Source organism: Yoonia sp. 2307UL14-13, from assembly GCF_037572755.1.
Taxonomy (GTDB): domain Bacteria; phylum Pseudomonadota; class Alphaproteobacteria; order Rhodobacterales; family Rhodobacteraceae; genus Yoonia.
This window is the reverse complement of the sequence record NZ_JBBIFZ010000001.1, coordinates 645,043-658,129: the sequence shown is the minus strand read 5'-3', so window position 1 is coordinate 658,129 and position 13,087 is coordinate 645,043. Positions and strand designations below refer to the sequence as shown.

The window sequence follows — 13,087 nt, the reverse complement described above, 5'->3', positions numbered from 1 at the left end:
GCGGCGCCGAACAAATCGCATCATCCCCGCCCGAGCGACCACCAACCCTTGCGCTTCGGCTTGGGTGGGGTGTCGTCAGCCACTGGCGCGGTTTCCGCCGCCACGGGCTCTTTCGCTGGTTCAGCCGGCGCCGGGGTGTCTTCCTTTGGCGCCTCGGCCACAGGTTCCGGTGCCGGTGTCGGCGCTTCTTCGGTATCCGCTTTCGGCTTGGCCCGGCTCCGACGCTTGGGCTTCGGCTTTTCTTCCGTCGCCGGTTCGGTCTCCGTTTTGGGATCCGCATCGGCCACACTCTCGGCTGCGACCTCTTCCTTCTTCTTGCGTGTCCGCTTCTTCGGCGCGGGCTTTTCCTCAGCCGGAGCCTCCTTCGCGGCCGCTGCATCCTCAGCAGGCGCATCGGCTTTCTTCTTCCGGCTTCGGCTGCGCTTCGGCTTTTCTTCCGCCGCCGGCGCGTCTTCCGTCACCGCTTCCGATGGCTGCGCTTCATCGGTCACCGCCTCGTCGGACTGCGCCTCTTGGGCCGCTGCCGCTTCGGTCGGCACCTCGTCGGCCTTCTGATCGCCGTCGTTCTGTGCCGCATCATTCTGCTGGCCGTCACCATTGTTCCCGCCACCCCGACGGCGCCTCCGACGACGGCGCTTGCGCTTGGGCTTGTCTTCGGTCTCATCGACCTCTTCGGCGGCAACCTCTTCCGGCTCATCGTCATCATCCATGACGATGTTGCTGGTCACCACCGGCATCGCATCCGGGACGATCCGCGTCGCCGTCTTGAATTTCTCCAGCGCATAGTCAGGCGACACCAGCGTCGGATCACACTCGATCCGCACCGACATGCCATAGCGGGCCTCGATATCCGCAATATGCTCGCGCTTGCCGTTCATCAGAAAATTGGCGATCGCGATCGGCGCCTTGATCAACACTTCCTTGCTGCGCCCCCGCACGCCTTCTTCTTCCAACGCGCGAATTATGCCCAGGGCCACATTGTCATCCGACCGCAACAGTCCGGTGCCGTGGCAATGCGCACACATCTGCGTTGTCGCCTCGAGCATACCGGGGCGCAACCGCTGACGCGACATCTCCATCAGGCCAAAGCCGGAAATCCGCCCGACCTGAATCCGGGCCCGATCCGTCTTCAGCTTCTCCTTGAACCGCTTCTCGACCGCCTGATTGTTCCGCCGCTCGTCCATATCGATAAAGTCGATGACGATCAGGCCAGCCAAATCACGCAACCGCAACTGACGGGCTACCTCATCAGCAGCCTCAAGGTTGGTCTTCAGCGCCGTCTGCTCGATCGACCCTTCCTTGGTCGCACGGCCAGAGTTGACGTCGATCGCCACCAATGCCTCGGTGATCCCGATCACGATGTAGCCGCCCGACGGCAACTGCACCGTCGGATTGAACATGCCCCCCAGATAGCCCTCGACCTGATAACGGGCGAAAAGCGGCAGCTGCTCGGCGTAATACTTCACGTTCTTGGCGTGGGACGGCATGATCATCTTCATAAAGTCCTTGGCCGTCCGGTAGCCAGCTTCACCAGCCACTATCACCTCATCGATCTCTTTGGAATAAAGGTCACGGATCGTACGCTTGATCAGATCGCCTTCCTCGTAAATCTTCGCAGGCGCGATGGATTTCAGGGTCAGTTCGCGGATCTGCTCCCACATGCGCTGCAGGTATTCATAATCCCGCTTGATCTCGGCCTTGGTGCGCTGCGCACCAGCGGTACGGATGATCAAACCGGCCCCATCCGGAACAGTCATCGCACCCGCGATCTCTTTCAGCTTCTTGCGGTCAGCGGCATTGGTGATCTTGCGGCTGATCCCGCCACCACGGGCGGTATTGGGCATCAACACGCAGTACCGGCCCGCCAGCGACAGATAGGTCGTCAAGGCAGCGCCCTTATTGCCGCGCTCCTCCTTGACCACCTGGATCAGCAGGATCTGACGAACCTTGATAACCTCTTGAATCTTATACCGTTTCGGGCGCGGCTTACGAACGGGGCGCACATCGTCCGTGTCATCCTCCTCGGCGACGCTTTCGATGGTTTCATCCTTCTTGGATGCATCATCCATGGCGACGTAAGGCTGGTCGTCCTCGTCATCCTCTTCACCGGCGGCAGGCGTGTCGACCGGCGTCTCACCGACCAATTCCATGGGCGAACTGCCCTCTTCGTCGGCATCGAGGTCGATCGTCTCCATCCCTGCGATATCGCCGGATGTTTCCTCTTCCGGTGTCTCCACCTCGGCCGTGGCGACCGCGTCATCACCTTCGGCCTCTGCGGCCTTCGCCCTGGGCTTGCGGCGGCGCTTTGGTTTGGGTTTTTCGTCCTTTGCGTCTTCCGCATCGGCTTCGGCCTTCTGCGCCTCGGCATAGGCCCTTTCCTCGGCGATCAGCGCCTCGCGGTCGGCGACCGGTATCTGATAGTAATCCGGGTGAATTTCCGAAAAGGCGAGGAAACCATGGCGATTCCCGCCATAATCCACGAAAGCGGCCTGCAGCGACGGTTCAACCCGTGTCACCTTGGCCAGATAAATGTTCCCAGCAAGCTGTCGCTTGAACTGGCTTTCGAAATCAAATTCCTCGACTTTGTTCCCGTCTACAACGACGACGCGAGTTTCCTCCGCGTGCGTCGCATCGATAAGCATTTTCTTTGGCATGTTGTCCATTTGCATGACACGACGGTTTTGCCCCCGGGGGGGCACTTGTTCGCGTGGCATGTCTATTTAAGGCGATCTGCGCGCGGGCAAAGATGACACCCCTCGGGGCGGCCAATGCGTTTGCTCTCTCTTGCGCGCGTTGCATCGCGTTTCTTCTCCGACCGCTATAAGCTGCGGCCCGTTCAAGGCCCGGTCCGCGGTTGAGTATCCCGCAGCCAAGGGCGTTCTCCTGACCTTTCGGCCAAATCAGCTGCCGTCTGATCGGTGATCGTGACGGGCAGAGAATTCTCTCGGGCCGCGACACGCGACCTTTCTCCATACATAAGGGAGGTGTGTAGTGATTTACAATGACAATTTCGGCGATCTCCATCATGCGAAAACCGGGCCTGTGTCGTTAAGGTCTTGTAAAACATTGTGTCAGTACGGTCCGTTAACCCGCAAAAAGTCCGACAAAATGTCCGACGGAAGTCCGACGCTTTTCCGACGGAATTCCGACAGCCAAAATACCTGTTTTCACAGCTGTTAACCCTGATTTGCAGGGTTCTAACCGTTTCAAACGCGGATCGCCGTTAATCGCCCTCAAGTTGCATTAACGCACGTTTACAAATAGTCCGATCTTTGCAGCCCGTACTTGGCCATCTTTTCGTTCAACGTCCGGCGCGGCAGGCACAATTCTTCCATCACCGAAACGATCGATCCCTTATGGCGCCGCATCGTATTGTCGATCAGCATCCGCTCAAACGCCTCGACAAACTCTTTCAGCGGCTTGCCTTCGGTCGTCATGGCAGGCTTGCTGTCTTCCGTATCGGCCATCAAAAGCGACGCGATCGACCCCGTCCCGCGGCGATTTTGCAGCACCGCACGTTCGGCCACATTGATCAACTGCCGCACGTTACCGGGCCACGGTGCCTGCAACAACTGCGCCGCTTCCTGCGCGCTGACCTCCGGCGCCTCGCAACCATATTCATCGGCGAATTGCTCACTCAGACGGGTGAACAGGGCAAGAATATCCTCCCCCCGCTGCCGCAACGGCGGCACCGTGATCCGCAGCGCGGCCAGCCTGTAAAACAGGTCCGGACGCAGCACGCTTTCACAGGTCTTGTCCTGTTCCTGCAGGTTACAGATCGCCACAATCCGCGTCTCGGCAGGCGTGCCCTGATCGTTGATCGCGGTCAGCAAACGGGCCTGCAGCGCATGGCTAAGTGCCTCAATATCCTCAAGAACCAGCGTCCCGCCCCGCGCCTCTTCCATCGCAGGGATCGGCTCATCATCATTGGCGGGGCCAAAGATGCGGCGACCAAGGGTTTCTTCGTCATAGGCCGAACAACTCAGCAAAACGAACTTCTTGTTCGCTCGCGCACCGACGGCATGCAGGGCATGTGCCACAAGGGTCTTACCCGTCCCGGTCTCCCCTTCGACCAGCACATGACCATCGGCCTGCCCAAGGTCCAGAATATCCTCTTTCAACCGCTCCATCGGCGGCGACTGACCGATCAGCTTTTTGATCAGGGCCGAGCCATCGGACAATTCTTTCCGCAGCGCACGGTTGTCCAACGTCAAACGACGCGCCTGCGTCGCTTTCTTGGCAAGCTCGGTCATGCGGTCCGGGTTAAACGGCTTCTCAAGGAAATCGAACGCGCCCACGCGCATCGCCTCAACGGCCATTGGCACATCGCCATGGCCTGTGATCATGATCACAGGGAGCGAGCTATCAACGCCCTTCAGCTTTTTGAGAAACTGCATTCCGTCCATGCCCGGCATCTTGATATCGCTGACCACAACGCCGGGGTAATCATTCCCTAACCCTTTCAACGCATCTTCTGCCGACGCAAAGGTCTCTGTGTCGAACCCCGACAGCGCCAACCACTGGCTGATCGACTGGCGCATGTCCTTTTCGTCATCCACAATCGCGATTTTCATAGCTTTCGACATGATCTTTTCCTTACTCCGCCGCCGCCACATCCTGTTTCAAGGCAGGCAGTTGCACTTCGAATATCGCCCCACCATCGACCGCATTGCGCGCGGTCAGGCGTCCGTTCAAATCGTTGACGATCCCGGATGAGATGGCAAGGCCCAGCCCGACGCCATCCCCGGGCTCTTTGGTGGTATAAAATGGTTCGAACAGCTCATTCAGGTTCTCGATCCCCGGCCCGTTATCCCTGATCTGCAGGCTGACCTTTTCACCGGCGGCCAGCAAAATCTCAATCGTTGGATTGCTGGCACTTTTCGTGGCATCGAACGCATTGCGCAAGAGGTTGATGATCACTTGTTCGAGACGCAGTCGGTCCCCCAAAATCATCACCGGCTCATTCGGCAATGTACGGATGATGTTCACCGCGCGGGTCTTCAACTGCGGCTCCATCATCGCCAACGCCGATGACACGGCGGCCCTAGTATCAACGGGTTCGAACGCATCCGATCCCTTGCGGGCATAGGATTTCAACTGCCGTGTAATCGCACCCATACGTTCCAGCAAATCATCGATCCGCTGAAATGACGACAGCGCCTCATCGGGACGTTTCCGCTGCAGCAGCAACCGCGCCCCCGCCAGGTACGTTTTCATCGCCGCCAGCGGCTGGTTCAATTCGTGGCTCACCGCCGCCGACATCTCGCCCAGGGCGGCCAGTTTGGACGATTGCGCGATGGTCTGTTCAGCCACCTGCAGTGTCTTTTCGACCTTCTCACGCTCGGCGATTTCCCGCTGCAGCCTGCGGTTCAATGCGCGAAGCTCTGCTGACTCCCGCTGGAAAAACACCAGCCGCGACGCCGTCTTTCGCGACATCAAATAAAACGCGACCGCCAGGATCAGGGCGAATCCCATCACTTCCAGTGCCAAGATACCATTCACCCGCTCGCGTACCGACGAATAGGCGGTAAAGCTGACCATCTTCCAACCTTGATGCGGCACGCGCGCCTCACGGCGCAGAACGGCCTCGCCGCTCAGGTAGGCGTCAGCGGGCAATGCGGCCCAGCCCTGGGTCAGGCGGATCGCGCGTTCGATGGCCGATGGGGCCGATTGCCGCGTCAGGGCATCGTCCTCGGCCAGGCCACGCCATTTGGGCTCGGTCGCCATGATGATCGTGCCGTCGCTATCGGTGACGATCACGGCATCCGAAAACCCGGCCCAGCCACGTTCGAGCGTGGGGACATCCAGACCCACGGTGATGACACCCAAAAACTCTCCATCCAACTCGATCCGGCGGGAATAGACGAATGAAAACGCCCCGTCCTCGTCTTTGTGTGTCGTATAAATCGTCTGGGTCGCGCGTTGTGCATTGATGAAATAAGGTTCGGATCGATGAAATTCGCCAATCCGGTTCCGATCCGTCGCGGCCACGGCACGTCCATCGCGATCCAGCAACATCAGGGACGATGCGCCGAAATCATCCACAAAGGACAACAAACGCGCGGTCGACAACGAATAATTCGTATCCACCAACGCCGTGATCAGTTCCGGATCCCGGGCCAGAAACTGCAGACCCAGCGCGCTGTTGCGAAGTTCGCTGACCAGATCACCCACATGGCTGGCCAGCCGTACATCGGCGCGATTGCGAATGGTTTCGGTAAAGCGCTGCGTCAGAAACTGGTTGCTGACATAAATCACGATCACGGCGAACAGACAGATCACGAGGATCGACAGACGCAGATACCATCTGCCCTGCGCGCGTCGCGTCTTCAGTTTAACCGGTTCCGACATGGCAGCAGTCTAAAGCCGCACCCCCATAGCAGCAAGAACGCAAATCACGCGGGGAGGAATTCACCCAACAAGCCGCGGAAAAGCGCCTGACCGTCGGTCCCGCCGTGGCCAACGTCTACCGCGCGTTCTGGATGGGGCATCAGGCCCAGAACGCGCCGGTTTTCCGACAAAACACCGGCGATATCAGCGACAGAGCCGTTGAGATTCCGGACATACCGAAACGGGATACGTGCCTGACCTTCAAGCGCCTTCAACGTCTCGGGGCCGGCCGTATAGTTTCCGTCATGATGGGCGACAGGATAAGAAACGATGTCGCCGGCATCATAGCCTTGGGTAAAGGCGCTTTCCGATGTTTCCACTTTAAGATCAACGGTTTTGCACACGAATTTCAGGTTTGCGTTGCGCATCAATACGCCGGGAAGCAGACCGGTTTCGGTCAAGACCTGGAACCCGTTGCACACACCCAAAACATAGCCCCCGCGTTCCGCATGGGCGATGACGGCCTTGCAGATCGGCGAATTTGCGGCAATCGCGCCACAGCGCAGGTAATCACCGAATGAAAAACCGCCGGGCACGGCGACCAGATCGACACGATCGGGCAGGTCCGCATCCTTGTGCCAGACCATGTGCACATCCGCCCCTGCGGTCTTTAACGCCACGGCCATGTCGCGATCACAGTTCGATCCGGGAAAAACAATGACGGCAGCGCGCATCAAAGCACCTCGACCCGGTAGCTTTCGATAACCGTATTGGCGAGCAGCTTTTCACACATCTCGTTGATCGTCGCCGCGCTGGTCTCATCCACCAGATCAAGCTCGATCACCTTGCCCTGTCGCACACCTTCAACCCCGTCAAAGCCCAACGACCCAAGCGCGTGGCGCACCGCTTCGCCCTGCGGGTCAAGAACGCCATTTTTCAACATCACATGCACGCGGGCTTTCATCATCGGGCCTTTCTAGTTGATCAATGTGGGCTTGGCGGGCCGGTGGGTCACGTTCGACGGCATCACGCCCAGACGTCTGGCCACCTCGGTATAGGCGTCGGTCAGATTGCCCAGATCGCGGCGGAAGACATCCTTGTCCAGCTTCTGCCCGCTTTCGATATCCCACAAACGGCAGCTGTCGGGGCTGATCTCGTCCGCCAGCAGAAGACGGGGGAATTCGTTGTCCCAGACACGACCGACCTCGATCTTGAAGTCGACCAGCCGGATACCGACCCCGAACATCACGCCCGACATCCAGTCATTCACACGCAGGGCAAGGCTGACGATGTCGTCCATGTCCTGCTGCGTGGCCCAGCCGAAGGCGATGACGTATTCCTCGGGCACCAGCGGATCGCCAAGGCCGTCGTCCTTGTAGGAAAATTCGACAATCGGGCGCGGCAGCGGTGTGCCCTCTTCCATGCCCATCCGCTTGGCCATCGACCCGGCGGCAAAGTTGCGCACGATGACCTCCAGCGGAATGATCTCGACCTGCCGGATCAACTGCTCGCGCATGTTCAGGCGCTTGATGAAATGGGTCGGGATGCCGATCTGGGTCAGACCGGTCATGAAAAACTCGGACAGGCGGTTGTTCAGCACGCCCTTGCCTTCGATCACATCCTTCTTTTCGGCGTTGAAGGCGGTGGCGTCATCCTTGAAATACTGGACCAGCGTGCCCGGTTCGGGGCCTTCATACAAAATCTTCGCTTTGCCCTCATAGATCTTCTTGCGGCGTGCCATATGGACCTCTTGACCATAACATGCCCAAAACGGGCAACTTACCGCGCCTCATAAGCCAAGCACCCCTTGCGGGCAAGCAGATGCGAGGGCATATCAGGGCCATGCCAGTATCCAACGCAAGAGGCCCCGGAAATGAGCACCTTTGAAGACCGCGAACACGCTTTTGAGGCCAAATTCGCCCACGACGCCGAAATGCAGTTCAAGGCCGAAGCGCGGCGCAACAAGCTGGTCGGGCTATGGGCGGCCGATCTGCTTGGCAAAAGCGGGGCGGATGCCGAAGCCTACGCCAAAGAGGTGATCAAGTCCGATTTCGAGGAACCCGGCGACGAAGACGTCTATCGCAAGCTGGCCGGTGACTTGGGCGAACGCGCGGACGAAGTGACGATCAGGACGAAAATGATCGAATTCATGGCCGAGGCGAAAGCACAGTTGCTGAGCGAGCTCTGACATCCGGAGCCTAATGAACCCCGCATCATGATGATCATGCAAATTTATCAAGTGGGCGCCGATCGTTTGTGATTGCGCGGCATTGCGGCGCGTGACAAGCGATCAGCACATCGCGAGGAGCATCGGCGCCCATGACAAATCCCCTTTCCGCGTTACTCGAAACCCGCGACTGGCTACTGGCCGACGGCGCCACAGGCACCAACCTGTTCAATATGGGGCTGATGTCTGGCGACGCCCCGGAAATGTGGAATGTCGAGGAAACCGACAAGATTGACGCCCTCTATCGTGGGGCGGTGGAAGCCGGCAGTGATCTGTTCCTGACCAACAGCTTCGGCGCCAATGCCTCACGTCTGAAACTGCATTCTGCCGAACGGCGCGTGCACGAGCTGAACAAGGCCGCAGCCGAGATTGCACGCAACGTGGCCGATCAGGCGGATCATCCCGTGATCGTCGCAGGCTCCGTCGGGCCGACGGGTGAGATCATGGCGCCGATGGGCAGCCTGACCTTCGACGCGGCCGTCGAGATGTTCCACGAACAGGCCGAGGGCCTGAAAGACGGCGGCGCGGACGTGTTGTGGGTCGAAACGATCAGCGCGTCGGATGAATTCAAAGCGGCCGCCGAGGCCTTTTCGCGTGCCGACATGCCATGGTGCGGCACGATGAGTTTCGACACCGCAGGGCGCACGATGATGGGCCACACCTCTGCGGATATGGTCAAGATGGTAGGCAAACTCGACCATCAACCATTGGCTTTCGGCGCGAATTGCGGCGTGGGTGCGTCCGATCTTCTGCGGACGGTGCTCGGCTTCAACGCCTTGGGGCCGGACACCCCGCTGATCGCCAAAGGCAACGCGGGGATTCCAAAGTATCACGATGGTCATATCCATTATGACGGCACGCCTGATCTGATGGCGGATTACGCAGTACTCGCCCGCGATTGCGGCGCGACGATCATCGGCGGCTGCTGTGGCACGACGCCCGATCATTTGCGGAAGATGCGGGAGGCGCTGGAGACACGGCCCAAGGGCGATGCGCCGACGCTGGATGTGATCGCTGCAGCTTTGGGTGGGTTCTCCTCTGAATCCGATGGCACCGATGGCGCAGGCCCGCAGGCCAGTCCACGGCGCGGACGCCGCCGCCGCGCCTGATCGGACGGTCGGAGGGGGCGCTGCCCCCGGCCTGCGGCCTCCCCCGAGGTATTTTCGAACAAAAGAAGACGGATTTACCCTCACTTAACCAAAGTGCGTGATGGTGATGATGCGGCACAGGCTGAGGAGCCGATGGCCGTAACGGAAGAAGCCCCTGCCCGGTCATTGGTCGGTGCAGGGGTGGATCCTTCTTTTGTTTATAAATACCTCCGCCGGAGGCTCCGACATTTAAGTTTTCAATGCGGTCAGAACAAAGAGAGTTGGTCACCAGCTTGCGCCGGTCGCGCAAACAGATCGGTGCGTAAGGGCGACAACGACCGGTCCAACCCCAGTTTCCGCGTGATCAGTTTGAACCGCTGTTGCATTATCGTAGCCCATTCCCCCTGCCCCACCATGCGGCGCCCGAATTCCGGATCGTAATCCTTGCCGCCATGCAATTCGCGTACACGGCCCATCACCCGCGCGGCCCGATCCGGGAAGTATTCTTGCAGCCAATCCTTGAATAACGGCGCGACTTCCAACGGCAAGCGCAGGACGATCGATGAGGCAGCCACTGCGCCCGCATCGCTGCAGGCGGTCAGGATCGCCTCCATCTCGTGATCCGTCAACGCCGGGATGACGGGTGACACCATCGCGCGGATCGGAATACCCGCATCGGTCAGCTTTCGGATCGTGCGCAGCCGCGCGGCGGGCAGCGGCACCCGCGGCTCCATCGCGCGCGACACCTGATTATCCAGCGTCGTCACCGAAATGCCGACACGTACAAGGTTCTTCGCGGCCATGTCGCCCAGAATATCTGCATCCCGTTCGATCAGCGTCCCCTTGGTCACAATCGCAACGGGATGGTTGAAATCCCGCAGAACCTCCAGGATCGCGCGCATGATGCCACGATCACGCTCGATCGGTTGGTACGGGTCGGTATTCGTGCCGATCGCCAAGGTCGCCGGTCGATAGCGTGGATTGGACAATTCTTTCCGCAACCGTTCTGCCGCATTGGGCCGGGCGATCAGCTTTGTTTCGAAATCAAGACCCGGCGACAGACCCAGAAAGGCATGGCTGGGCCGGGCAAAACAGTAGATGCAGCCATGTTCGCACCCGCGATAGGGATTGATCGACCGATCGAACGACAAATCCGGTGACGTATTCCGGGTGATGACCTTGCGCGCCATCTCTTCAGTCACCTCGGTGCGCAACACCGGCAGATCTTCGTCCCGCGCCCATCCGTCATCCACGACCTCGCGATGCTGCATATCGAACCGGTTGTCCGGGTTCGATCCCGCTGCACGACCGGGCGTGCGATGCAACGCTTTCACAGGGTATTCGGACATAATCGTTATTAGAACATTTCATGAACGCCAGCAATGGAGAGTCGGTCACGTTTCTGCGAATGTCGCTATTGTGCTGGTCCTGCGCGACAATCGGGCGCAAGACTGCATATGTGATTGATTAAAGAGGCGCCGCAATGTCCGACGAAGAAGACGACATCATCCTGTCGGAACTGGACGACGAAGAGCTTGTCCAGCAGATGTTCGACGACCTGTATGACGGCATGAAGGAAGAGATCGAGGAAGGGGTGAATATCCTCCTCGAACGCGGATGGGAACCCTACCGCATCCTGACCGAGGCACTTGTCGGCGGCATGACCATCGTCGGTCACGATTTCCGCGATGGCATTCTGTTCGTCCCCGAGGTGTTGCTGGCCGCGAATGCCATGAAAGGCGGTATGGCGATCCTGAAGCCACTCTTGGCAGAAACCGGCGCGCCGCGCGTGGGCAAGATGGTGATCGGCACGGTCAAGGGCGACATTCACGATATCGGCAAGAACCTCGTCTCGATGATGATGGAAGGCGCCGGGTTCGAGGTTGTCGATCTGGGGATCAACAACGCGGTCGAGGCGTATCTCGAGGCGATGGAAACCGAACAACCCGATATCCTCGGCATGTCGGCCCTGCTGACGACGACGATGCCGTACATGAAGGTCGTCATCGACACGATGGTCGAAAAAGGCATTCGCGACGATTATGTCGTGTTGGTCGGCGGTGCGCCGCTGAACGAAGAATTTGGCAAGGCGATCGGCGCCGACGCCTATTGTCGGGACGCCGCCGTTGCGGTGGAGACGGCCAAGACCTTCATGGCGCGCAAACATAATCAGGGCGTGGCCGCAGGCTGACCCTTTACATGGCCGTGCCGCATGCACATGTAGACTGGCAGAGGAGTTTTCCGATGCCATTTCGCTATTTCGCATTCATGATCATCGCCGTCATTGCCTTCTCCGCCCTCTCGATTTGGGTCGTCGCCGAAGTCGCGGTGCATGCCAGCATCACACCAGTGCCGGCCTTTGCGATCCTCGGGCTTGTCGCGCTGATCGCCTCGGTGATCCTGCGCCGCCGCGATGGATGACCAGACCCTGACCACCAAGGGGCTCGCGCCGCACGGTCAGGGGCACGTGCTGTTGATCGCCTGCGGTGCCTTGGCCCGCGAAATTCTGGCCCTGAAAAACGCGAACGGCTGGGACCACCTCGACCTGCAATGCCTGCCCGCGATCCTGCATAACCACCCGGAACGGATCGTGCCTGCCGTGCGGGATGCGGTGGCAAAACATCGCGGGGCCTATGAAAACATGTTCGTCGTTTATGCCGATTGCGGCACCGGCGGATTGTTGCAGGCCGCATGTGATGAATTGGGCGTGCAAATGGTCGCTGGCCCGCATTGCTATGCGTTCTTCGAAGGCAACGATGTCTTCGCCGCGCGGGACGAGATGACGGCCTTTTACTTGACCGACTTCCTTGTGCGCCAGTTCGACGCCTTTGTCTGGGAACCGCTTGGCTTGGGCCGGCATCCGGACCTGCGGGACATGTATTTCCAGCACTACGACAAGCTCGTCTATCAAGCGCAGACAGACGATCCCACTTTGACTGAAAAGGCGCAGAGTTGCGCAGACCGGCTTGGCCTGGCGTTTGAACGGCGGTTCACCGGATACGGCGATCTTAAGACCGCCCTCGCCGGGTTATGACGCCGCGGTTTCCCTGATCCGCGCGACCATCGCCCGCAGCCCGTTCGACCGTTGCGCAGACAGGTGATCGTTCAGACCCAACCGGCCCAATTCTGCCGCCGCATCCGTCGCCAGGACATCCGCAACCGGCTGTTTGTCATAAAGCGTCAGCAGAACTGCGATCAGTCCACGAACGATCATCGCATCGCTGTCACCGCGAAAGCTGAAAACGCCGTCCGTGATCTGCGGGACAAGCCAGACCTGACTGGCACAGCCATCCACTTTGGTCGCGGGGACACGCAAAGCGTCTTCCAAGGGTGGCATCGCCTTGCCCATATCGATCACATGACGGTAACGATCCTCCCAATCGTCAAGGAATTCAAAGGTTTCGACCAGTTCTTCAAAGTCGGGGTTCGCCATCGCCAGGTG

Annotated in this window: 13 protein-coding genes; 5 read left to right on the top strand and 8 right to left on the bottom strand. The window is 59.4% G+C overall.

Annotation, left to right across the window (positions count from 1 at the left end; translation table 11 throughout):
- Positions 1–20: 20 nt before the first annotated feature.
- From V8J85_RS03400 to purC, 6 genes are all read right to left on the bottom strand, one after another.
- The gene (locus V8J85_RS03400) at positions 21–2,654 is read right to left on the bottom strand and encodes an Rne/Rng family ribonuclease (protein WP_339952230.1); all 2,634 of its coding nucleotides are present in this window, start codon (positions 2,652–2,654) and stop codon (positions 21–23) included.
- A 600-nt stretch (positions 2,655–3,254) separates the two neighbouring features.
- Entirely contained in the window at positions 3,255–4,586 is a 1,332-nt protein-coding gene (locus V8J85_RS03395; RefSeq protein WP_339952228.1) for a sigma-54-dependent transcriptional regulator, read from the bottom strand.
- A 10-nt stretch (positions 4,587–4,596) separates the two neighbouring features.
- Positions 4,597–6,351 (bottom strand): sensor histidine kinase, encoded by a 1,755-nt coding sequence (locus tag V8J85_RS03390; RefSeq protein WP_339952226.1) that lies wholly within the window; start codon positions 6,349–6,351, stop codon positions 4,597–4,599.
- A gap of 44 nt (positions 6,352–6,395) precedes the next feature.
- Complete coding sequence (gene purQ / locus V8J85_RS03385) at positions 6,396–7,064, bottom strand: phosphoribosylformylglycinamidine synthase subunit PurQ (protein ID WP_339952224.1); 669 nt, start codon at positions 7,062–7,064, stop codon at positions 6,396–6,398.
- Complete coding sequence (gene purS, locus V8J85_RS03380) at positions 7,064–7,294, bottom strand: phosphoribosylformylglycinamidine synthase subunit PurS (protein WP_339953063.1); 231 nt, start codon at positions 7,292–7,294, stop codon at positions 7,064–7,066. Before purS ends, purQ begins: the two co-directional genes overlap by 1 nt.
- Before the next feature lie 12 nt (positions 7,295–7,306).
- Positions 7,307–8,071, bottom strand: a complete 765-nt coding sequence (gene purC, locus V8J85_RS03375; RefSeq protein WP_339952222.1) for a phosphoribosylaminoimidazolesuccinocarboxamide synthase — start codon at positions 8,069–8,071, stop codon at positions 7,307–7,309.
- 132 nt (positions 8,072–8,203) lie between these two features.
- Between purC and V8J85_RS03370 the strand changes: the two genes are divergently transcribed.
- Positions 8,204–8,518, top strand: coding sequence for a DUF1476 domain-containing protein (locus tag V8J85_RS03370; RefSeq protein WP_339952220.1), 315 nt, complete (start codon positions 8,204–8,206; stop codon positions 8,516–8,518).
- A gap of 131 nt (positions 8,519–8,649) precedes the next feature.
- The gene (bmt, locus tag V8J85_RS03365; protein WP_339952218.1) at positions 8,650–9,666 is read left to right on the top strand and encodes a betaine--homocysteine S-methyltransferase; all 1,017 of its coding nucleotides are present in this window, start codon (positions 8,650–8,652) and stop codon (positions 9,664–9,666) included.
- A 245-nt stretch (positions 9,667–9,911) separates the two neighbouring features.
- On the opposite strand, the gene V8J85_RS03360 is transcribed toward bmt, so the two are convergent.
- Complete coding sequence (locus V8J85_RS03360) at positions 9,912–10,994, bottom strand: PA0069 family radical SAM protein (protein WP_339952216.1); 1,083 nt, start codon at positions 10,992–10,994, stop codon at positions 9,912–9,914.
- A gap of 134 nt (positions 10,995–11,128) precedes the next feature.
- Here V8J85_RS03360 and V8J85_RS03355 point away from each other — a divergent pair, with 134 nt between their 5' ends.
- From V8J85_RS03355 to V8J85_RS03345, 3 genes are read left to right on the top strand one after another with little or no spacing between them, the layout of a single operon-like run.
- Positions 11,129–11,836: a corrinoid protein gene (locus V8J85_RS03355; protein WP_339952214.1), complete on the top strand. Its 708-nt coding sequence runs from the start codon at positions 11,129–11,131 to the stop codon at positions 11,834–11,836.
- A gap of 53 nt (positions 11,837–11,889) precedes the next feature.
- On the top strand, positions 11,890–12,066 hold the full coding sequence (locus tag V8J85_RS03350; protein ID WP_339952212.1) for a hypothetical protein: 177 nt from the start codon (positions 11,890–11,892) through the stop codon (positions 12,064–12,066).
- The gene (locus V8J85_RS03345) at positions 12,059–12,679 is read left to right on the top strand and encodes a DUF1638 domain-containing protein (RefSeq protein ID WP_339952210.1); all 621 of its coding nucleotides are present in this window, start codon (positions 12,059–12,061) and stop codon (positions 12,677–12,679) included. Before V8J85_RS03350 ends, V8J85_RS03345 begins: the two co-directional genes overlap by 8 nt.
- Here the strand turns inward: V8J85_RS03345 and V8J85_RS03340 are convergent.
- Positions 12,674–13,078: a SufE family protein gene (locus V8J85_RS03340; protein ID WP_339952208.1), complete on the bottom strand. Its 405-nt coding sequence runs from the start codon at positions 13,076–13,078 to the stop codon at positions 12,674–12,676. The two genes, V8J85_RS03345 and V8J85_RS03340, sit on opposite strands and share 6 nt — an antisense overlap.
- Between the last annotated feature and the right edge of the window lie 9 nt (positions 13,079–13,087).

Coding starts and splice junctions, on each gene's coding strand:
- V8J85_RS03400 (WP_339952230.1), bottom strand. CDS start 2,654: ATGCCAAAGAAAATGCTTATCGATGCGACGCACGCGGAGGAAACTCGC.
- V8J85_RS03395 (WP_339952228.1), bottom strand. CDS start 4,586: ATGTCGAAAGCTATGAAAATCGCGATTGTGGATGACGAAAAGGACATG.
- V8J85_RS03390 (WP_339952226.1), bottom strand. CDS start 6,351: ATGTCGGAACCGGTTAAACTGAAGACGCGACGCGCGCAGGGCAGATGG.
- purQ (WP_339952224.1), bottom strand. CDS start 7,064: ATGCGCGCTGCCGTCATTGTTTTTCCCGGATCGAACTGTGATCGCGAC.
- purS (WP_339953063.1), bottom strand. CDS start 7,294: ATGAAAGCCCGCGTGCATGTGATGTTGAAAAATGGCGTTCTTGACCCG.
- purC (WP_339952222.1), bottom strand. CDS start 8,071: ATGGCACGCCGCAAGAAGATCTATGAGGGCAAAGCGAAGATTTTGTAT.
- V8J85_RS03370 (WP_339952220.1), top strand. CDS start 8,204: ATGAGCACCTTTGAAGACCGCGAACACGCTTTTGAGGCCAAATTCGCC.
- bmt (WP_339952218.1), top strand. CDS start 8,650: ATGACAAATCCCCTTTCCGCGTTACTCGAAACCCGCGACTGGCTACTG.
- V8J85_RS03360 (WP_339952216.1), bottom strand. CDS start 10,994: ATGTCCGAATACCCTGTGAAAGCGTTGCATCGCACGCCCGGTCGTGCA.
- V8J85_RS03355 (WP_339952214.1), top strand. CDS start 11,129: ATGTCCGACGAAGAAGACGACATCATCCTGTCGGAACTGGACGACGAA.
- V8J85_RS03350 (WP_339952212.1), top strand. CDS start 11,890: ATGCCATTTCGCTATTTCGCATTCATGATCATCGCCGTCATTGCCTTC.
- V8J85_RS03345 (WP_339952210.1), top strand. CDS start 12,059: ATGGATGACCAGACCCTGACCACCAAGGGGCTCGCGCCGCACGGTCAG.
- V8J85_RS03340 (WP_339952208.1), bottom strand. CDS start 13,078: ATGGCGAACCCCGACTTTGAAGAACTGGTCGAAACCTTTGAATTCCTT.